General features: G+C 72.5%; 16 protein-coding genes. 8 read left to right on the plus strand and 8 right to left on the minus strand.

Annotated elements, in window-relative coordinates; genetic code table 11:
• The 4 genes from IF89_RS0126970 to IF89_RS0126985 form a co-directional block, all read left to right on the plus strand.
• Positions 1-2,428, plus strand: a 2,428-nt coding sequence (locus IF89_RS0126970; RefSeq protein ID WP_043194450.1) for an ATP-binding protein, incomplete at its 5' end; no start/stop codon positions are given.
• Positions 2,429-2,463: 35 nt separating this feature from the next.
• Positions 2,464-4,926, plus strand: a complete 2,463-nt coding sequence (locus tag IF89_RS0126975; RefSeq protein WP_199820567.1) for a SpoIIE family protein phosphatase — start codon at positions 2,464-2,466, stop codon at positions 4,924-4,926.
• Positions 4,927-5,198: 272 nt separating this feature from the next.
• Positions 5,199-5,669, plus strand: coding sequence for a hemerythrin domain-containing protein (locus tag IF89_RS0126980; RefSeq protein WP_030773376.1), 471 nt, complete (start codon positions 5,199-5,201; stop codon positions 5,667-5,669).
• 114 nt (positions 5,670-5,783) lie between these two features.
• Positions 5,784-6,344, plus strand: coding sequence for a hypothetical protein (locus tag IF89_RS0126985; RefSeq protein ID WP_030773378.1), 561 nt, complete (start codon positions 5,784-5,786; stop codon positions 6,342-6,344).
• Between the two features lie 21 nt (positions 6,345-6,365).
• Here IF89_RS0126985 and IF89_RS0126990 read toward each other — a convergent pair whose 3' ends face one another.
• The 8 genes from IF89_RS0126990 to IF89_RS0127025 form a co-directional block, all read right to left on the minus strand.
• Positions 6,366-6,758 carry a hypothetical protein gene (locus tag IF89_RS0126990; protein WP_030773379.1) on the minus strand — a complete coding sequence of 131 codons (393 nt, stop codon included), beginning with the start codon at positions 6,756-6,758 and terminating at the stop codon, positions 6,366-6,368.
• On the minus strand, positions 6,751-7,614 hold the full coding sequence (locus IF89_RS0126995) for a heavy metal-binding domain-containing protein (RefSeq protein ID WP_199820568.1): 864 nt from the start codon (positions 7,612-7,614) through the stop codon (positions 6,751-6,753). Before IF89_RS0126995 ends, IF89_RS0126990 begins: the two co-directional genes overlap by 8 nt.
• A gap of 1 nt (position 7,615) precedes the next feature.
• Positions 7,616-8,488: a heavy metal-binding domain-containing protein gene (locus tag IF89_RS0127000; RefSeq protein ID WP_051807672.1), complete on the minus strand. Its 873-nt coding sequence runs from the start codon at positions 8,486-8,488 to the stop codon at positions 7,616-7,618.
• Between the two features lie 122 nt (positions 8,489-8,610).
• Positions 8,611-9,276 (minus strand): DUF5701 family protein, encoded by a 666-nt coding sequence (locus tag IF89_RS0127005; protein WP_030773387.1) that lies wholly within the window; start codon positions 9,274-9,276, stop codon positions 8,611-8,613.
• Between the two features lie 36 nt (positions 9,277-9,312).
• Positions 9,313-10,392 (minus strand): peptidogalycan biosysnthesis protein, encoded by a 1,080-nt coding sequence (locus tag IF89_RS0127010; RefSeq protein WP_063831352.1) that lies wholly within the window; start codon positions 10,390-10,392, stop codon positions 9,313-9,315.
• Complete coding sequence (locus IF89_RS0127015; RefSeq protein WP_030773392.1) at positions 10,389-11,639, minus strand: MFS transporter; 1,251 nt, start codon at positions 11,637-11,639, stop codon at positions 10,389-10,391. Before IF89_RS0127015 ends, IF89_RS0127010 begins: the two co-directional genes overlap by 4 nt.
• On the minus strand, positions 11,636-12,895 hold the full coding sequence (locus tag IF89_RS0127020; RefSeq protein WP_030773395.1) for an ATP-grasp domain-containing protein: 1,260 nt from the start codon (positions 12,893-12,895) through the stop codon (positions 11,636-11,638). Before IF89_RS0127020 ends, IF89_RS0127015 begins: the two co-directional genes overlap by 4 nt.
• A 4-nt stretch (positions 12,896-12,899) precedes the next feature.
• Positions 12,900-14,153 (minus strand): ATP-grasp domain-containing protein, encoded by a 1,254-nt coding sequence (locus IF89_RS0127025; RefSeq protein WP_043194451.1) that lies wholly within the window; start codon positions 14,151-14,153, stop codon positions 12,900-12,902.
• Positions 14,154-14,371: 218 nt separating this feature from the next.
• On the opposite strand from IF89_RS0127025, the gene IF89_RS0127030 reads away from it, so the two are divergent.
• The 4 genes from IF89_RS0127030 (at position 14,372) to IF89_RS47115 (ending at position 20,247) form a co-directional block, all read left to right on the plus strand.
• Positions 14,372-15,835 carry a coproporphyrinogen-III oxidase family protein gene (locus IF89_RS0127030; RefSeq protein WP_234327885.1) on the plus strand — a complete coding sequence of 488 codons (1,464 nt, stop codon included), beginning with the start codon at positions 14,372-14,374 and terminating at the stop codon, positions 15,833-15,835.
• On the plus strand, positions 15,832-16,890 hold the full coding sequence (locus IF89_RS0127035) for a DUF1152 domain-containing protein (RefSeq protein ID WP_051807676.1): 1,059 nt from the start codon (positions 15,832-15,834) through the stop codon (positions 16,888-16,890). The genes IF89_RS0127030 and IF89_RS0127035 overlap by 4 nt, the downstream gene beginning before the upstream one ends.
• Positions 16,891-17,370: 480 nt before the next feature.
• Positions 17,371-20,031 carry a class IV lanthionine synthetase LanL gene (gene lanL / locus IF89_RS0127040; RefSeq protein WP_030773406.1) on the plus strand — a complete coding sequence of 887 codons (2,661 nt, stop codon included), beginning with the start codon at positions 17,371-17,373 and terminating at the stop codon, positions 20,029-20,031.
• Between the two features lie 60 nt (positions 20,032-20,091).
• Positions 20,092-20,247: a VenA family class IV lanthipeptide gene (locus tag IF89_RS47115; protein ID WP_199820569.1), complete on the plus strand. Its 156-nt coding sequence runs from the start codon at positions 20,092-20,094 to the stop codon at positions 20,245-20,247.
• Positions 20,248-20,316 lie beyond the last annotated feature (69 nt).

Consider the following 20,316-nt stretch of genomic DNA (forward strand, 5'->3'; position numbering starts at 1 on the left):
GGACTGGCTCAAGTCCAACCTCGCGCAGATCTCCGGTCTGATGCAGGGCCACCGGGACCTCGCCGTCGTCGCCGAGCTCGTCATGGACGAACTCACCCCCCTCGTCGACGCCAGCTACGGCGCCTTCTACCTCGGCGAGGAGATCGACGGTCAGGCGGGACTCACGCTGATCGGGTCCTTCGGACGGCCGGTGGAAAGCCCCGCCGCCACGACGGTCAGGCACGGGGAGACCCTCGTGGGACAGGCGGCCCGCAGCCGCCGGATCCTGACCACCGACAACGTGCCGCCCGGCTACCTGATCTCGTCGGGCCTCGGACAGGCCACCCCCGCCCACCTCATCGTCCTGCCCATCGTCGTCGAGGACCAGGTGCTCGGCGTCATCGAGCTCGCCTCCTTCGCCCCCTTCACCCCCGTGCACCGCGACTTCCTGGGCCGGCTGATGGAGACCATCGGCGTCAACGTCAACACGATCGTCGCCAACGCCCGCACCGACGAGCTCCTCGGCGAGTCGCAGCGGCTGACGACCGAGCTCCAGGCCCGCTCGGAGGAACTCCAGGTCCAGCAGGAGGAGCTCCAGCGCTCCAACGCCGAGCTGGAGGAGAAGGCAGCCCTCCTCGCCAGCCAGAACAGCGACATCGAGGCCAAGAACCTGGAGATCGAACAGGCCCGTCAGGAACTGGAGGACCGGGCGCAGCAGCTGTCGCTGGCCTCCAAGTACAAGTCCGAGTTCCTCGCGAACATGAGCCACGAGCTGCGCACCCCGCTCAACAGCCTGCTCATCCTCGCGCAGCTGCTCGCGCAGAACCCCACCCGCAACCTCACCCCCAAGCAGGTCGAGTACGCCGGCATCATCCACTCGGCGGGCTCCGACCTGCTCCAGCTGATCAACGACATCCTCGACCTGTCCAAGGTCGAGGCGGGCAAGATGGACGTGAATCTTGAGCGGGTCTCCCTCAAGCAGCTCCTCACCTACCTCGAAGCCTCCTTCCGGCCGCTGACCAGCCAGAAGGGCCTCGAATTCGATATCACCACCGCTCCCGGCGTGCCGGTGGACCTCCTCACCGACGACGCCCGGCTGCAGCAGATCCTGCGCAACCTGCTGTCCAACGCCGTGAAGTTCACCGAACACGGCAGCGTCCACGTCAAGATCGAACCGGCGAGCGCGGCGGAACTCCCCGACGAGCTGACGCACGCCGGATCGGTGGTCGCCTTCCACGTCATCGACAGCGGCATCGGGATCGCCGAGCAGCAACTGGAAGCCATCTTCGCCGCGTTCCAGCAGGCCGACGGCACCACCAGCCGCAAGTACGGCGGCACCGGCCTGGGCCTGTCCATCACACGGGAGATCGCCCGGCTCCTCGGCGGGGCCGTCACCGCCCGCAGCGAGATCGGGAAGGGCTCCACCTTCACCCTCTACCTGCCGGTCTCCGGACGCGAACCCGGCGAGCAGGAGACGCCGGCCCTGGACAGCGCCGAAGCCGGCATCCCGATGCTCGAACGGGCCGACGAGGAGGGCGCGCCGGCTCCGGAGGAGCAGCGCCACCCCCGGCGCATCCTGGTCATCGAACAGCGCAGCAACGGTCTCCTCAGCCTCGTCGCGGAAAGCGCGGCCGGTGACCTGACCGCAGGACGAGCCGTCACCGTGCCCGCCGAACGCGCCGAGGTCGTGACCGCCGTCACCGCAGCCGACGCGGCAGCCGTACTGGCCCAGGCGCCCTTCCACTGCGTGGTCCTCGAACTCGCATCCGACGGGGAGGGCCTGCGCTTCCTGCAGGCGCTCGACGGCGACAGCGCACTGGCCTCCCTGCCGGTCCTCGCCCACGACAACCGGCGCATGACGAGAGAACAGCAGGCACAGGTCGCCGAACACGCTGCCGCCCACCCCTTGGAAGTGCTCACCAGCCTGGACGAACTGCGCGAGCGCATCGCCCTGCACCTGTCGGCGGACCGCCCGGGCGACGTCCCCACCCTCGTGCGCGACGACAGCCGGCCCGCCGGCCCCGACCACGCCGTCGTCGACGCCAGCCTCGCGGGCCGGTCGGTCCTCGTCGTCGACGACGACCCGCGCAACCTCTACGCCATCAGCGGGATCCTGGAACTGCACGGAATCCACGTCGTGCACGCCGAGAACGGCCGCAGGGGTATCGAAACCCTCACCGCCACACCGGGTATCGACCTGATCCTGATGGACGTAATGATGCCGGAACTCGACGGGTACGCCGCTACCGCGGAGATCAGGCGCATGCCCGAATACAGCGCTCTCCCCATCATCTCGGTCACCGCGAAGGCCATGCCGGGAGACCGCGAGAAGAGCCTGGCGTCCGGCGCGAACGACTACGTCACCAAGCCCGTCGACGCCAACGACCTCATCGCCCGACTCCGCCGGTGGTTGCCGCACCAGAGCACCTCAGGCCCCACCCCCGCCTGACGACCCTGCCACTCGACGGAGGAACGCGACGCACGGTGAACACCACTCCAGACGACAACGCAGCACATCAGCCCCCCACCACCACCGGCCCCGAAGGGGACAGCACCCCGACCGACGCACGCACGGAGCCCCACGGGGGACTGGAGACCAGGCCGTCCGCCTCCGCCGCCACGGAGGCCGGCCGGCTCGCCGCGACCGTAGAGAGACTGCGCGAGGAGGCCCTGGAAGCCCAGTCGGCCGCCGACGGCCGTGCCCTGGTCGAGCTGGCCAAGGGCATCCTGGTCGGACGCCTCGGCTGCGGCCCCGCCGAGGCGTCCCGGCAGCTCGCCAAGCTCGCCGAGCAGTCCGGCACCACCCTGCTCGCCCTCGCCGTCGACGTCGTCAACCAAGCGGCCCGTGACCGCGTCAGCGAAGTCGCGCAGGACTTCCTCGCGACCGCTGTGGCCGAGCAGGGGTCCGCAGAAGCCGCTCCGGCCGTCCGGCTGAGGACAGCCGAAAGCCGTGTCCTGGCAGCCGGGGACACGCCCGCCGTCGCCGCGGCCCTCCTCGACAACGCGCTGGCCCCGCTCGGCGCCCACGCCGTCGCGATCTGGCTCGCCGGAGCCGACTCCTCCCTCACCCTGGCCGGCCAGGCCGGCTTCACGCCGGAGGACGCCGACCGCTGGCACTACGTCCCGCCCGAGGTCGCCACCTGCGCCCGGCTCGCCCTCACCCACCGCGAGCTCTCCATGGTCACCAGCCTCTCGCAGGCCAGTCTCCCGACCATCGGGCGGCGCCAGCACCCCGACGGCGGCCGCATCGTCATCCCTGCGGGTACCGGCGGCCGCATCCACGGCGTTCTGGAAATCGGCTGGCCCCAGCCGCTGCCCGCACAGCCCGCCCAGGTCATCCGCCAGCTCGAAGCGCTGGCCGAACTCTGTGCCCACACCCTGGAAGAACAGCCCTCCCACAGCACTCCGGACCCGTCCGGCGCGGCCCACCACGCCGCTCTGGCCGAACTCGACGACCTCGCCGACCACCTCGACATCCCCGTCCTCGTCCTGGCCCCGCTCCTCGACGCCGGCGGCCACCTCGCGGACTTCCGCATCCACCACGTCAACAACAGCTTCATCGACCCGGGCGGCCGGCCCCGCTCCATGGTCACCGGGCGCCCCTTCCTCGAGATCTACCCGGCAGCAGCCGAGAACGGCGGCCTGTTCGACAAGCTCGAGAGGACCTACGCCACCGGTGAGGCCTCCCAGGCCTCACGCACCGTCCTGACGAACCTCGTCGGAGAGGTCCCCCTCACCACCGTCGCCGACGTGCGCATCAGCCGGCACGGCTCCGCCCTCCTCCTCATCTGGAAGATCGAGGACGAGAAGGCGCGACTGGCGAACCTGCTGCAGCACGCGCAGCGACTCGGCCGCGTCGGCGGCTTCGAACAGAACATGCACACCGGGGAGATCAGCTGGAACGAGCAGCTGTTCGCCCTGTTCGGGCTGCCGATGACCGCCACGCCCGTCCCCCTGGAGGACCTCGCCGCCCACGCCCACCCCCACGACATCAACTCCATCGGGCGGTTCCTGCGCACCCTCCTGCACAGCCGACGCGAATCGTCCGTGGAGTTCCGCCTCCAACGGCTCGACGGCATCACCCGGCACATCCGCATGGTCGCCGAACCGGTCCTGGACAGCCAGGGCCGCCTCTACGCGGTGCGCGGCGCATGCCAGGACGTCTCGTCCCAGCACTGGACCGAGGTCGCCCTCGCCGCCACCCGCGACCAGCTCGCCGACACCGAGGCAGAATCCGCCGACCGCAGCCGTCTCGCCCTCCAACTGCAGCACGCCATCATGCCTCCGGCGCCGGCACTCCTGGAGGTACCCGGCATCCGGATCGCGGTCCGCTACCGACCGGCCGAATCCGAATCCCTCGTCGGCGGTGACTGGTACGACTCCGTCGTCCTTCCCAATGGGAACGTCCTCCTCAGCGTCGGCGACGTCGCCGGCCACGGCGTCCAGGCAGCCACCGGCATGGTCGCCCTGCGCAACGCCCTGCGCGGCCTCGCCGTCACCGGCGCCGGCCCGGCGCAACTGCTCGCCTGGCTCAACCACGTCGCCTTCCACCTCACCGGCCACCTCACCGCAACCGCCGTCTGCGCCCTCTTCAACCCCACGACCCGCAAGCTGCAATGGGCCCGCGCCGGCCATCTGCCACCGGTCCTCGTCAGAGGCACACAGGCCCAGTCCTTCCCCCTCACCGCCGGCCTCCTCCTCGGTGCACTGCCGGAGGCCACATTCAAGGAGGAGGAGGTACAGCTCGAAACGGACGACATCCTCCTCATGTACACGGACGGGCTCGTGGAGCGCAGGGACATCGCCGTCACCGACTCCATCGCCCAGCTGCTCCAGATCGCATCCCGGTCTGCTGACACGCTGGAGAAGCGACTGGACAGCGTATTGACATACAGCGCCTCCGACACCGACGACGACACCTGCCTCATCGGCATCGAGGTCCGCTGACCTCGGCCACCGCACTTCACCGTCCGCGGGCGACGGGCACACGTGGGCGGACCGCGTCGCCGTGCCCCGCCCGGGGCGGGGCGGCCCAACGGCGCCCGGAACCACGGGTGTTGCGCGGATCACAGGGGGGCGGCAGGCGGCAGCCGCGTGAACCGCCCGCCACGTGCGGTACGGTGTTCGAAGCGTCGCGTGCCGGTGGCAGACCGTGTCAGGCATGGAGGCGCCGAACCGAAGGAGGTCGACGATGCACTCGTCGTACCCTTCGCTCTCGCGTGACTGAGCGCGAGACGACCAGGCTCGTCGCCTGGAGCCAAGAACTCCGCCGGGTGCACGACCGGCTGCGGGAAGCGCTGGCCCTGACCCGCGCCTCCCTTGCCGACGGCACTCCCGGTGAGGCGGCCGCCCGCGAACTGCTGCTGTACTGCCACGGGTTCTGCACTGCCCTCGACGGCCACCACCAGGGCGAGGACCGAACCCTGTTCCCGGCCATCGCGGCCGCACACCCCGAGCTGCGACCCGTGCTGCGCGCGCTGGAGCAGGACCACTCGATGATCGCCCACCTCCTGGGCGGTCTCCGCGCCGCCGTCGACCGGGCGGCACCGCCCGACGAGCTCGACCAGCACCTCGAAGGCATCGCCGCACTCATGGAGAACCACTTCCGCTACGAGGAGCGGCAACTGCTGACCGTGCTCGAAACCCTTGAGCTGACAGCGCTACCCGGCGAGGTGCTCGGCCCGCTGTAGAGCGCGAGCAGCCCCGGCCCTCACCCGCACAAGGAGCGGACCCTGTTTCCGCGGACCGCGCTCCGGGCGGCACGGGCCGACGCCGACCCGCACGGCGAGACACGGGTCCTGAACGTGCTCGGCTGGGTGCTCATCGAGGAAGGACGCACCGCGGACGCGCTGACGCACCTGGGGGCCGCCTCCGCGCGCGCCTCCCGGGCAGGTGACGCGGTGGCCGAGGCGAACGCCCTGATCGTCCTGGCCCTGGCCCGCGCCGCGCTCGGCGACGTGGAGGAGGCCGCGCAGGGATGCGAGCGGGCGGTGGAGCTGGCGCGCCGCCGACGACTGGACCGTGGAGAGGCTCGCCCTGCAGCACCTCGCCCGGCACCGCGCGGACGCCGGCCACTGGCGCCGGGCCCTGGACACGGCGACCGCGGCCCTGGCCCTGGACGACCGACCGACACGGCCGACGTGCCCCGCATCCTGCTCCTCATCGTGCAGGGGGAGGCGCTGCTGGGACTCGGGGACGAGGCCGGGGGCATCGGGCAGCTCGACCTGGCGGCCCGGCAGGCGGAGTCGTCCGGCTACGAGGACGGCGCGGTACGGGCACTCGGCGCGCTGCTGCGGGTGTCCGCAGACGCGGATCTCCGGGCGCGATACGACGCGGCGGTCGCGCGGCTCACGCAGCGGACGTGAGGCCGCGGTCCGCCGTGCCGCTCACGCCAGAAAGCGTTCCAGAGCCTCGCGGGCGCGGGCGTTCGAGGCCGCGGCCTGCGCCAGGCACCGTGCCAGGGCGTCGACCCATACGTCCAGGTCCACTTGGCGCCGGGAGAGCACGATGCCCCGGACCTCGTGCCGGACCTCGCCCACGACCCGCCCCCGCTCCGTCCGCAGCGAGAGCCGCTGCTCCCCGAGCGCGACGTCCAGTTCCACGACGGAACCCTCGCGCCCGGCCAGCCGTTCCGCGAGTGAACGGCTGCGCCGGACGTGCACGGCGCCGGGCGGCAGCGCATCCGCCAGCTTCGCCGACAGCACCCGCGCGTACAGGGTGAGGTCTGCGCTGTCCCGACGCAGCGCGGCGGCCAGCAGTTCCACGTCCGTCTCAGCCATCCAGGCTCACCACCACGGTCGGTCGGTCGATGATGTGGTCGTCGCGCAGCGGTCGCACCGCCGTCCCGATGGCGAAGAACTCGGTGGTGTGGCCTCCCCAGCCGTGCGTGTGCTGCTTCAGCTGCACGGCCACGATGCCTTCGGCCTCCAGGGCCTCGCCTTCCGCGCGCATACGGCTCATGGCCAGTTCCCGCGCGTCGTACAGCGCCTGGGTGAACGGTTCGATCTCGACGTTGCGTCCCGCGTTGCCGAGTACCTGGGTGAAGCGCTGGTGCGCCACGTGGTACACGCACGACCCCATGACCAGGTCCAGGGGCGCGTAGCCCGCCCTGATCAGCGTCCAGAACTCCTGGCCGGACAGGTCCGAAGTGAAGGGCCTGCCCTTGTTGTTGCGCCAGGTCCCGCCCGGTCCCGGGTCCGCCCCGTCCGCCTTCACGGCCGTGCCGACCGCGATGAACTCGGCGATGTCCGAACCGAATTCCTTGAACTCGATGTCCAGCCGCACGCCCACGACCCCGTCCGCCCCGAGGGCGCTCGCCTCGGCCTCCATCCGGCTCATCGCCAGCTCGCGTGCTTGGTACATGGCTTGTGACAACTTGGTCAGCTCCTGGTTCTTCGACCACCGGCCGAGCTGCAGGCCCACGTGGTGAACGGAGGAACCGAGGACCAGACCGAGCGGGCGGAAGCCGGCCTCGCGCACCAGCAGGAACTCGCTCACCGTCAGGTCGGAGGTGAAGAGCGGGTCCTTCCCCCCGGGCTGGACCCGCGCGAGCCGGCGCATGGCGTCCTCGGCCACGTCCTGCACTGCCGGCTGTGCGGCGTTCCCGAGGACGTCCCGCCCCGTTCGTTCGGTCATCTCAGCCCTCACGCTCCAGTCTCATGATCGTCAGTGGTGGTCGGGTGCCCGACCGCTGTGCGGAGCGGCCGAACCGGGCGATCGAGGTGCCCACGAAGACCGCCTCGGCCGTGAGGTCGCGCGTCGATCCGTACGTGGGGCACTCGCTCTCCTCCACCCGCAGCTCCACGTCGTCCACCACCACCCCGTCGGCGCCGTGCCTGCCCGTGTCGACGACCAGCTGCTTGCGGGCCTCCCGCCGGACGTGGCCGATCAGGCGGGTGTAGCAGTCGACCTCCTGGTTCCGCGCAGTGAGGGGGACCCGGAAGGAGGTGCGCCAGTCGTCGTGTGTGATCGCGAAGGCGACGCCGAAGGCGAGTCCGACGGGAACCCACCCGGCTTTCACGAGCCTGGCGAAGTCCTGACCGCTCAGGTGCGAGGTGAAGGGCGTATGCGGCCGGATGCGCGAGCGGCCCCGGACCGCAGTACCGCGGGCCGTGAATTCCATCCCCTCTGCCGGGAATTCACCGACCTGCAGTTCCACGCCGACGATCCCGTCACCGCCGAGGGCACCGCATTCGGCGACCGCGCGGGCCAGAGCCGACCTGCGTGCCGCGTACATCGTCCGCACCAGCTGCGACAAGGAGGACGACCACCGGGAGGGCGGCACCGCGGCGTCGTCGTCGGTGACCGACCACCTGCCGGGGCAGCCCCAGACACCCGAGTACCCGATGTTGAAGACCGCCGTACCGAGCACCTGCCCCACCGGTTCGAACCCGACGCCGCCGATCGCTGCGAACTCCTCGCTCGACAGCGCGGAGTCCCAGGTGGCGCGCGAGCGCGACGCATCCCCGGCGGTGGCCCCCGGCAGGCCGGCGTTCCCCTGCTGTGTCATCGGCTTCCCCCGGCCATCAACCACTCGCCCCACGGCGCGGATCGCGCCCCCCTTCGGCGGATTATGTCACCGCCGTGATCAGCGAGCGGTGCCGCGCGACCCTCCCCAGGCTCCGACTCGGGTCACTGGGGCCGGCGGCCCGTGCCCGAGGCGAAGCCGAGCCAGGTGTGGCGGTTGCCCCACCAGCACCAACCGACCTTGGGGGCGTTGCGTCGCTCGCGGCCGTCGCGTCCGGAGCCGTTGCTGATCCAGATCGCCGGAGTGCGTGAGTCCAGGGCGCCACCGGCCTTGCGGAGGCGGGAGCCGATGGTCATGAAGCAGCGGTTGCGCTCCAGCGCGGCGGGCTGCTGGAGAACGAAGTGGATGCCTTCGGTCAGCAGCAGGGGGGTGCGGCCCTCCGCGGTGAGCGCGGGCAGCGCCTCTTCCGGACTCCAGTTGGCCATGCGGTCGCCGCGGTCGACACCGGTGACGAGGTAGAGGGGGGCGTCCGGCAGGTCGAGGGCGTGGGGACCGAAGAGGTCGACGTCGGGCATGTCGACGACGACGAAACCGGCTTTGCCGTCGCGCTGGAGCAGCGGCGCGAGTGCGGAGGCGGCGACGCGGCCGGGATGGACGGCGAGCAGGGTGTTGTCCTCGGCGTCGGCGGCGCCCGCGTTCTCGGCGGCGAAGGCACGCAGGTCGTCGGCGGTCATCCCGGCGAGCTCGTGCACCCCGAGCTCGATCAGGCGCTCCGCCTGGGCGCTGAGCGGGGGCAGGGGGGTCAGGGCGGTGGAAGCGGTGTCGGGCAAGGTACTCCTCGATCTGCAGCAGGACGTGGCGACCCGTCAACGGGGCACAGAGCCGCTTTGTTCCCCGCACGGACCGCCACCCCGCGACGACGACGGTGCGCCCGCCGCGGGCAGGGGGCGGTCCGTCAGTGCGTACAGGGGCGATATGACCGCTCCGCGGCGTCGCTTGGCCTCGACCGTCGTCATGCCCGCGTGCAGTGCCCTCGTGCCGTGGGCGTAGGCGTCCTCGACGGGCAGGTAGTACATGAGGTTGAAGTACAGGTGCGGTGCCGGACGCGTGCGGTCGACGGCGACCGCGCGGATCCATGTGGTGGCGGCGTAGTGGTAGTAGAGGCAGAAACCGACCATGTGCCGGCCCGCGTAGGCCGCCACCACGCGGGCCGCGTCGCCCATCGACGCCGCCTGCCGCTTCAGCAGGCCCGTCATTGCGTCGGCGCCGTCCCCGTCGTGGCCGTGGTCCTGCTGGTGCCCGGCCAGCAGGATCCCGGCGTCCTCGGCGCAGTCCGCGAGCGCCAGGTGCCGTACGTCCAGTCCGGCGGCGCCGAACTCCCGCCGTTCGCGGCGCACGCCGACGCGGCGCCGTGACGGCAGGGAGGCGACGTAGGCCTCGAAGTCCGCACCGGGCAGCGGTATCAGGGCGTCGTCCTCCAGGTGGAGGGGATCCCCGGGATAGAGCGGGGAAAGTCGGGCGGCGGCCTGCGCGGTGAGGTACGGCCACCAGTGCACGGTTCCGTTCCGGTCGGCCAGTGCGCGCGCCGCGTCCCGCAGCAGGGCCAGGCACGCGCCGCGCCGTACGGCGTCCAGGCCGGGGGCGGTCAGCGGCGTGTTCCGGTAGCCGCGCCGGGCACCGGCGATCACCCGCGGTTCGTGCGGGGGCGGCAGGAGCCCCGCGGGCCGGTAGGCGTCGTTCGGTTCCTCGTGCACCACGTAGAGCGGCGCCGCCGCGAGCAGGGTGCCGTCGTCGTCCCGGACCAGTGCGTACGCGGCGTCGGCGGTCGGGTCCGCCTCCTCCCCGGCGAGCCACCGGTGGGAGAGGTACAGACCGGCCGGGCGGGCGAGCCGCTCCCACTCGGCGGCCGGGACGGCGTGGACGGACTCGACGAGCGTCGTGATCAACGGGCGTTCCTCCGGCGGTGGCGGGCGGGGGCCTTCAGGGCGGGGGCCGCGGCCATGGCGATCAGGCATGCCACGGCCTCGGCGCCCCAGGGCAGCAGCGGTCCGGCCTCCAGCAGCAGCGTGAACAGGGCCGGGGCGGCGACCATCCCGACGGCCCACGAGAACTGGTACAGGCCCTGGGTGAAGCCCCCGGCGGCCCCGGGGGTGAGGGTCACGGACAGCTCGCTCAAGGCCGGCCCGAGCAGCATCTCCGCCACGCTGAACAGGGTGATCGCGCAGCCGAGGGCCACCCAGGCGGTGGAGGCGAGCGACGGCAGCGCGGGCAGCATGAAGGCGCCCATGCCGGCCGCCATGACGAGGTAGCCGGCCGCCACGGCGCGACGGGGCGCCTTCGGCGCGAGACGGGCCGTCACCACGGTCGAACACGCGGACACGATCACGGTGTTGACCACGAACAGCAGGCTCGCCGCCGAGGCCGGAAGTCCCAGCGAGCGGGTCGTGTAGAGGGCGACCAGCACGGACAGGGCGGCCTGCGCGAGCACGTAGGGCAGGTTGACGGCGACCAGCAGCAGGTAGCGCCGCGTGTGAGCGCTGCGCGTCACCGGCCCGCCCACGGGGGTCTCCTCGCGCCCGGGCGGGGTGGTTCTCAGCGTGGCGAAGCACAGGGCGGCCAGCAGGTAGGTCGCGGCGTCGAGGGCGATCATCCACGACAGGGCGCCCTTCCCGAAGAGCGCCAGGGCTCCCGCGGCCCCCGCTGCTCCGGCGGCGAGGCCGACATTGCGCAGCGACCCGGTGAACGCGAACCACGCGCGCCGTTCGCCCGGCGCGGTGACGTGCGTGATCAGGGTGCGCTGGGCGGTGAAGTACATGTTGATGCCGGCCTGCACCACGACGTGGACGGCGGCCACGTGCCACAGCCGGTCCGCGAACAGCAACAGCGTGAACCCGACGGCGGAGAGCACGTTCGCCGCGACCACCACCGTTCGCGGCCCCGTACGGTCCATCAGGCGGCCCGCGAGGAAGGTGACGGGCAGGGCGAGGGCTTGGCCGACCGTCATCGCGACGCCCACCTGCGCGGCCGGCAGGCCCCGTACGTCGGTGAAGTACAGCAGTCCGAGGGGCAGGAGCATGCCATTGCCGACGGAGTCGATCAGATTGCCGGTGACGAAACGGCCGTGCCCCCGCAGCGCGGGCAGACCGAGGCGCGCGGCGGTTGCAGTGCCCCGGCGGGCGGTGGCCGTGGTCATACCGCGCGTCGGTGCAGCAGCGACGTGATCTTGCCCAGGACGTCGGCCGCGGGGAAGCCCGTCACAGCGTGGAGGTCCGTCAGGCCCTGCACGGTGGCGGCCTCCTCGCCCTCGGGGAGGGTGAACACGACGATGTCGCCGCGCGAGACGCCGTCGATGACCAGCTCGTGCGCCGTGACCACGCTGGCGATGTCCCGCAGCCGGGCCAGCGCCGCCACGGGGACGCCCTCGGGCGCCAGGAACTCGACGGCCCACCCGGTGCGCCCCGCCGGCCCGGCGGCCGGCGGCAGGCCGCGGGCCATCCGGGCGAGGGTGGCGAAGGTGTTCGTGCCCGATGCCGCGCACGACAGGGTGGTCGCGCCGCCGACCCGCGGGTTCACCTCCAGGACCACGAACCGTCCCCCGGTGTGCACCATGTCGACGTTGACCGACCCGTGGACCCCGAGTTGCCCGCACAGGGCGACCAGCGCGCGGGCCGTGTCGGCGAAGGCGGCGTCCGCTGCGGGGCGGGGGCCGCACCAGCGCAGGTCGGCGAAGGTGAACACCGGCTCGGCGCCGGCCCGGCCGGTCCAGCACAGGGGGAGGACCCGGTAGGCGCCGGGCCGCCCCACGATGTCGACGCTGCACAGGTCGCCCTCGACGACCTTCTCCAGTACCGCCGAGGACTCCGGCGGGTCGGCGAGCCAGGCGTCCAGTGCGGCCGGGGTGCGCAGGGTGCGGATGCCGGCGCTGGTGGAGTCCCACAGGGGCTTCGCTATCAGCGGGTAGCCGATCCGTACGGCCTGCGCCCGCAGTGCGTCCCGGTATCCGGGGACGGGCAGGCCGCGGCCCGCGAGCAGGTCGGCGTCGGCGCGGATCCCGTCCGGCACGGGCAGGCCCGCCCGGCGGCAGAGCTGCTTGGTCTCCCACTTGTCCACCAGCAGCATGGTCGACGCGAGCGGCGTGACGACCGTCGGGATGCCGGCCGCCTCCAGGTACGACGCGGCCGCGGCATCGCGCAGCGCGTTCTCGCAGGGCAACGAGATCGACACCGCGGCGTCCGCGCCCCAGGCGGCCACCAGATCGGCGAGCTGCCGGGGCGTGACCCCCCGCTCCAGCCGCTGCCGGTGGCCGGGGAAGTCCTCGTCGCCGGGGCTGCCGCTGGTGTGGAACAGGCCCGCCTCGATCCCCTCGGCGGCGAGCCCCCGTACGGCCTGCTGGATGTAGGGGTCGGCGCGCCGGATGCCCACCGACCGGAGAAACGCGATCTTCCGCACGGTGTCAGCCCACTTCCACCCGGGACCGGGCGACCACCTCGGCGGCCACATCCCGTGCCCGCTCGGCGGTCCCCGCGCGCGCGACGACGTGCCCGATCCGGCACGAGGAGTCGGCCGGCTCCGGCACCGCATCGCCGGGACGCAGGTACAGCTCACTGTGGGTGCCGGGGACGGCGGGGATCGCGGCCCGGCGCAGGACACCGCCGCGCTCCGGGAGCAGGAAACGGATCGAGGCGGCGCCCGCGGCCGTGGGGGCGGTGTCGGGGACCCGGCCCAGCACCGCCTGCAGGTGGGCCGCGGCCTCGCTGATGCCCGTGGCGGCCTCGACCACCTCGCACAGGTTGTCCCCGGGCAGCCGGGCCCCGGTTTCGATCACGTACGGCGTGCGGGTCCCCGGTGGGATCTTCAGCTCGGTGTGCGCGATGCCGTTGCGGATGCCGACGGCGAGCGCGGCGCGGGCCGCGGTGGCCTGGACGATCCCGGTCAGTTCCTCGTCCAGGCCGGCCGGGCAGGTGTGCCCGGTCTCGATGCGGTACCTGCCCGGTGTGGTGTCCTTGCGTACGACGGGCAGCGGGTGGGCCACCCCGTCCGCGACCACCGTGTCGCAGGAGTACTCCGGCCCCGGTACGTACTCCTGCAGCAGGACGGTGGTGTCCAGCCGCAGGCCGTGCGGCCGGGCGTGCGTGAACCGCTGGGCCGCGGCGACGGCGGCGCCGAGCGGGCCGGGGCCGTCCACCACCGACACCCCCCACGAGCCGCCCTGCTCCGCGGGCTTGACCACCAGGGGCCGGCCGAGCCCGCCCGTCGCGGCGATCCGGTGCGCCTGCGCGGCGTCGCGGGCCGCCGCCCAGCGCGGCGCGGGGACCCCGGCCGCGGCGAAGGCCTCGGCCATCAGGACCTTGTTCCTCGCCGCCCGGGCGAGGCGCGGGTCGTTGCCGGGCAGTCCGACCCGCTCGGCCAGCAGCGCGGCGAGCGGGGTGAACAGCTCGAAGCAGGCGGCGACACCCGCCGGACGGTGCAAGCGGCAGAAGGCCGCCATGTCGTCCAGGGCCCGCGCGGTGTCCGTGAGGTCCGTGGCGCACAGCCCTGCGAGGGCGGAGCGCAGCCGGTCCGGATAGGCGTCGTGGACCTCCTTGTGGGTCGCTGCGTACAGGCGCAGTCCCAGCCGGTCAGCGGCCTCCGTGAGGAAGCGCCCGGCGTTCCCCATCGGCTCGATCACCAGCACTCCCGGGCCGCGCAGGCCCGCACCGATCGTCATTCGCCCAGCAAAGCCGCAGGTGGGGAGCGGCGGCTATGGGCCTGACAAACGAAAATAACTCGCCTCAGAGCAGGCGCACTTGGAGCAAAGACCAAGCAACTGACCAGTAACAGCAAGGCATTTGGTGCAGATCGCTCATGGAATCGCACAACTGTCCCGTGATCGGATCACCACGCCAGGTAAACCCGCATCTGCGACCCGAACGGGGAACGAGCACAGTGACCAGCCTGCGCCAGCAGCACACCGACCGGCTCACCGACCAGATCGCCGACCAGATCGACCAGGGCGTCATCCCGCCCTACCAGTACTCCTACCCGCCCCGCTCGACCTACCGGCCCCTGCCGGAGGGCAAGTGGAGCATCGCCGAGGTATGGGCCACGGACCTCGCCAACTACCAGGTCCCCGAACTCAACCTGTACCTCCACGTCCCCTTCTGCGACCGCAAGTGCGGCTTCTGCAACCTCTACACGATCATCAGCACCGACGAGGACGTCTTCGACGCCTACACGGACGCCCTGTGTACGCAGATCGAGGACCACGCCGAGATCATCCAGGCCCGCCGACTGCGCACCGTCTACATCGGCGGCGGTACCCCGGCCCTGCTCAAGCCCCGCCACTTCGAGCAGATCTTCACGACCCTCGCCCGCATCTACCCCAACTGGCGCTCCACCGTGGAGGAGGTGGCCGTGGAGGCCACGCCGTCCTCCATCGCCGACGCGCCCCACGAGTTCAAGGCCCTCATCGACATGGGCCTCACCCGCGCCAATGTCGGCATCCAGTCCCTCGTGCCGCGCGAGATCCGCGAGGCCGGCCGCGGCGGTGAGGACGAGAACGTCATCCGCCGCGCGGTCCGCACCGCACACGAACTCGGCCTCCCGGACCTGTCCACCGACCTGATCATGGGCTTCGCAGGACAGACCCCCGAAAGCTGGCGGCACAGCGTGGACGAGCTGGCCGCGCTGAAACCCACCACCATCAGCACCTACTTCCTCACCGTCCGGCCGGACGCCTGGTTCTCCAAGACCGGCGCCTACCAGTACATGTGGCAGCCCGAGCTCTACGACCGCTACGACTACGCCCGCCAGGTCTTCCTCGACCACGGCTACGTCCAGGAGGGCTCGGTCCGCTACAAAATCCCGGGCCGCGGCGGCTACGCCCAGAAGGTGCTCACCTTCCACGGCGTGCCCCTGCTGGGCCTCGGTGTCGGAGCCCGCTCCTACACCAGCGTGCTCGACTACATGACGGGCAGCGTGAAGCCCTCCACGGCCGAGGTGGCCGACTACATCAGGAAGGCCCGCAGCCACGAGATCGTGCCGGTCACCGGCATCGAACTGACCGCCGAGGAGATCGTCCGCAAGCGCCTGGTCCTGGACTCCTTCGACCTCGACCTCTCCGAACTGGACCGGTTCGGCTACGGCAAGCACGCCGACGAGTTCGAACCGATCCTGGACGCCGCCGAGGCCAACGGCCTCCTGCACCGGCTCGGCCGGCGCATCCAGCTCACCCCCAAGGGCTTCAAGTACCGCGACGTCCTGTCCTGGATGTTCTACTCCGACCCCGTCAAGGACCTGGACCGCGAGTACTACGAGAAGCTGCACGCCGCGAACGCCCGCGCACGCAAGAACATGGGGGCGACCCCCGTGCGGATCACCGGCGTCGACCTGCGCGAGGGCGCGGCGTGAGCGACCTGTACGTCGCGGCGGGCGGTGGCGGTGACCCCCTCGGCACCCTGATCGCCGCCCGCGCCCTCAGCGCATCCGCGGACCCGCCGCTGATCGCCACCTACGCCTGGGAGCGCCCCGAGGTCAGCGAGACCACCGGGCCCCTCGGGGAACACCACTTCGCCGGGCTCGCCCGGGGAGTGGGCGGCGCCCCCGCGTTCACCCCCGCCACCCGGGCCCGGCCCCCTGCCGGATCCACCCTGCCCGGGCTCGCCCGGGACCTGCCGGCCCGGCTGCTGCTGCTCGACCCCGCACGGGGGCTCGACGCACTGGCAGAACGGATCGGTGCGACGGCCGCGGCGGCGGGGGGCCGCATCCGCATCGTCGACATCGGGGGCGACATCCTCACCCATGGCGACGAGCCGGGCCTGTGCAGCCCGTTCGGGGACGCCCTCACCCTGGCCGCCTGCCACCTCACCGGCATCCCCACCACCGTCCATGTCGCCGGACCCGGCCTCGACGGGGAGATCGACGAGGCGACCCTGCTCACACGCCTGTCCGGACACCGTGCGCTCACCCCGGGCCCGGACGCGGCCGGCGCTGCCGCACAGGCCCTGGCCTGGCACCCCTCGGAGGCCTCGGCCCTGTGGGCGGCCGCCGTCCACGGCGCGCGGGGCACCGTCCGGGCGGTCAACCACACACTCGCACTCGGCGCGGCCTCGACACGGTTGTACGACCTGCCGCTGGAGGAGGCCGTCGGCCACAACCCGGTCGCGCGCGCCCTGCTCGACGAGCGGCCCCGGACCCTCGGGGAGGCCGCCGACCTCTCCCACCGGCTGACCGGGATCCACGGCCTGGCGCCCGAGCGCGCCCGTACGGCCCGGCAGGAACCCCCGGCCGGCGCGGCCGCCTTCCTCGACCGCGACGTCGCCGTGAAGGCACTCCACGAGGCAGCGGGCGGTGCCGCCCACCTCACCTTCCGGTACGCGGCCCGCTCCCTCGGCCTCGCATGGACCGACATCCCGGCCCTCCGCGAGCTCCTCGGCAGTGACACCCCGCTGCTCCGCATCACCTGAGTCGCCTGAAATGCCGTACCGAGGGCCCCGGCCGCACCACCGTGCGGCCGGGGCCCTCTCACGGCGAGAGGACACCGCACACCCCCAGCCGTACCCGCGACCCCATGCGCCGTGAATGCGCCGATCGACCCGGGGGAAGTCCGGTCGTCGTTTCTCGGTCGACACCCCGCAGAAGCCGGGTTCTCGTTCTCATTTCGCATTCGCATTCGAGCAGCGGGAAATGGTGAGACGCCGAACGGAACCGGAGCACTCGCCTTCCCGGGGACATTCCCCTCCGCCCGCCGGGACCGTCCGCACGTCCGTTCCTTTCCACCCCGCGCACTCCTGCGTGCTTCTTTTCTGCGCCGGTTGCCCCCTTCCGGTGGCGCAACGACACCGTGCGCTCGTCGCAGCCAGTGACGCCCGTCCCGAACGGCCGATACGTTCTTGCTTACCGAAGGCATATTCCACCAGCGGTCCTCGCCGTTGAGAGGGACAGGCATGACGAGCCACGCAACCGAAGTCGACCTCGAAGAGCTGCTCCGCCGGGCGCTGGAAGCCTCCGGTGCGGGCCCGCGCTGGACCACCGACGCGGACGAGATGTGGTGCCGCCTCACCCCCCTGACCGCCACCCGACGCGACCAGGGGTGGAAGCTGCACGTGTCGGCGACCTCCGCCTCCGCCCCCGCGGTCCTCGCCGCGGCCCTGGACGTGCTGCTGCCCGAGCAGTCGGCGTTCAAGTTCGCCCGGTCCCTGGAGAAGGTGGGCGCGCTCAACTCACGCGCCACACCCCGCGGCAGCTCCGGCAAGTTCCTCACCGTCTACCCCGGTTCCGACGCCGACGCGGCCCGCATCGCGCTCGCACTGCATCGGGCCACGACGGGACTGGCCGGCCCCCGGATCCTGTCGGACCAGCCCTACGCCGTGAACAGCCTGGTGCACTACCGCTACGGCGCCTTCGTCGGCCGCCGGCGGCTCTCGGACGACGGTCTGCTGGTCTGGTTCATCGAGGACCCCGACGGCAACCCCGTCGAGGACAGGCGCACCGGCCACTACGCCCCGCCCCCCTGGGCCGTCAGCCCCTTCCCCGACCCGGCCACCGCCCCGCCCCCCGACCGGAACGCGGCGAACGGGCCGGTGCTCCTCGGCGGCCGCTTCTCGGTGCGCGAGGCGATCCGCCACACCAACAAGGGCGGCGTCTACCGGGGTACCGACGTCACCACGGGCGCAGGCGTGGTCATCAAGGAAGCCCGCCCGCACGTGGAGGCCGACGCGTCCGGCTCCGACGTGCGCGACTGGCTGCGCGCCGAGGCACGCACCCTGGAGAGCCTGCACGGCACGGGCCTGGCACCCGAACCCCTCGCGATGTTCGAGCACGGCGGACACCTCTTCCTCGCCCAGGAGGAGATACCCGGCGTCCCGCTGCGCACCTGGGTCGCCGAGCACTTCCGCGACGCCGGGAGCGGCCGCTACCGTACCGACGCCCTGGCCCAGGCCGCCCGCCTCGTCGACCTGGTCGCCGCGGCCCACGCCCACGGCTGTGTCCTGCGCGACTTCACCCCCGGCAACATCATGGTCCGGCCGGACGGCGAACTGCGCCTGATCGACCTGGAACTCGCCGTCCTGAAGGGTGACCCCGCCCTTCCGACCACCGTCGGCACCCCGGGCTTCAGTGCCCCCGAGCGCCTCCAGGACGCGCCCGTCTCACCCACGGCCGACTACTACAGCCTCGGCGCCACCGTCTGCTTCGTCCTCGCGGGCAAGGTGCCCAACCTGCTGCCCGAGGAGCCCGCCACCCGAGACCCGCAGCAGCGGCTCGCCGACTGGCTCACCGCCTGCGACGCGGCGCTCGGCCTCCCCGACACGGTGCGCGCCACGATCCTCGGCCTGATGCGGGACGACCCCGCCGAGCGCTGGGACCCCGCCACGGCGCGTGAGGCACTGCGCCGCACGGAGCAGCGGCCCCCGCATCCCCGGGCCGGCGGCGCGCAGCGCACGGACGGCCGCGGGGACGCCACGCGGACCGCTGTCGAGGGCATCGTGCAGCACCTCGTCGACTCGATGACCCCGCACGACGACAAACGGCTGTGGCCCGTCTCCACCCTGGCGGGGGAGACCGACCCGTGCACCGTGCAGCAGGGCGCGGCCGGCGTCCTGGCCGTCCTGACCCGCTCCTTCGAGACCACCGGCGACCCCCGCCTGCCCGAGCTGATCTCCACAGCAGGCCACTGGATCGCCGCCCGCACCGACCCCGCATCCGTACGGCCCGGCCTGCACTTCGGCGGCCGCGGCACCGCCTGGGCGCTGTACGACGCCGGTCACGCCGTCGACGACCGCGCCCTCATGGACCACGCGCTGGCACTCGCGCTCGCGCCCCAGGCCCCTACGCCCAGCCATGACATCACCCACGGTGCCGCGGGCAGCGGACTCGCCGCCGCCCACCTGTGGCACCGCACCGCAGACCCACGCCTCGCCGAACGGGTCGCCGACGCCGCCGACCGGCTCGCCGCCGCCGCGCGGCCCGAGCCGTCCGGCGTGAGCTGGCCGGTCCCCGCGGAAGCCGTCTCCGAGGAAGCCGGCAAACGCTACCTGGGCTTCGCGCACGGCACCGCCGGCATCGGCTGCTTCCTCCTCGCCGCCGCCACCGTCACCGGCCGGGCCGACCACACCGCCCTGGCCGTCGCCGCGGGCGAACACCTCGTGGCCAACGCCGTGCGCGTCGGCGAGGCCGCCCAGTGGCCCGCCCAGGCCACCGACCCGCCCACAGCCCCGTACTGGTGCCACGGCTCGGCCGGCACCGGCACCTTCCTGGTCCGGCTCTGGCGCGCCACCGGCGACGACCGGTTCGGTGATCTCGCGCGCCGCGCCACGCACGCCGTCGTCGAACGGGCCTCCCGTGCGGCCCTCACCCAGTGCCACGGCCTGGCGGGCAACGGCGACTTCCTCCTCGACATGGCCGACGCCACGGGGGAGTCGTCCTACCGCAGCACGGCCGAAGACCTGGCCCGCCTCATCGTCGCCGAACGGGCACACCGCGCCGGCCACGTCGTCTTCCCCAACGAGTACGGGGACGTCTCGACGGGCTGGAGCGACGGATCCGCAGGAATCCTCGCCTTCCTCCTGCGCATCCGCCACCCAGGACCCCGGCTCTGGATGATCTGATCCGGCAGCCGGTTTGAGCGGCAGGGACCCTGCCGCCACGTCACAGAGAAGGAGAAAGTCATGGAGAACCGCGACCTCGAACTGCTGGCTCACCTGCACGCCCTTCCGGAGACCGACCCGGTCGGCGTCGACGGAGCCCCCTTCGCCGCCACCTGTGAGTGCGTCGGCCTGCTGACGCTCCTCAACACCGTCTGCGTGGGCGTCAGCTGCGCCTGAGCCTGACGGCGGGCCCTCTCGGCCGGAGCACCAGACCCCGCCCGCCCCCACCGCACACCCCGGGTCCGC

Origin of the sequence: Streptomyces sp. NRRL F-2664, assembly GCF_000719345.1 — a bacterium.
GTDB lineage: Bacteria > Actinomycetota > Actinomycetes > Streptomycetales > Streptomycetaceae > Streptomyces.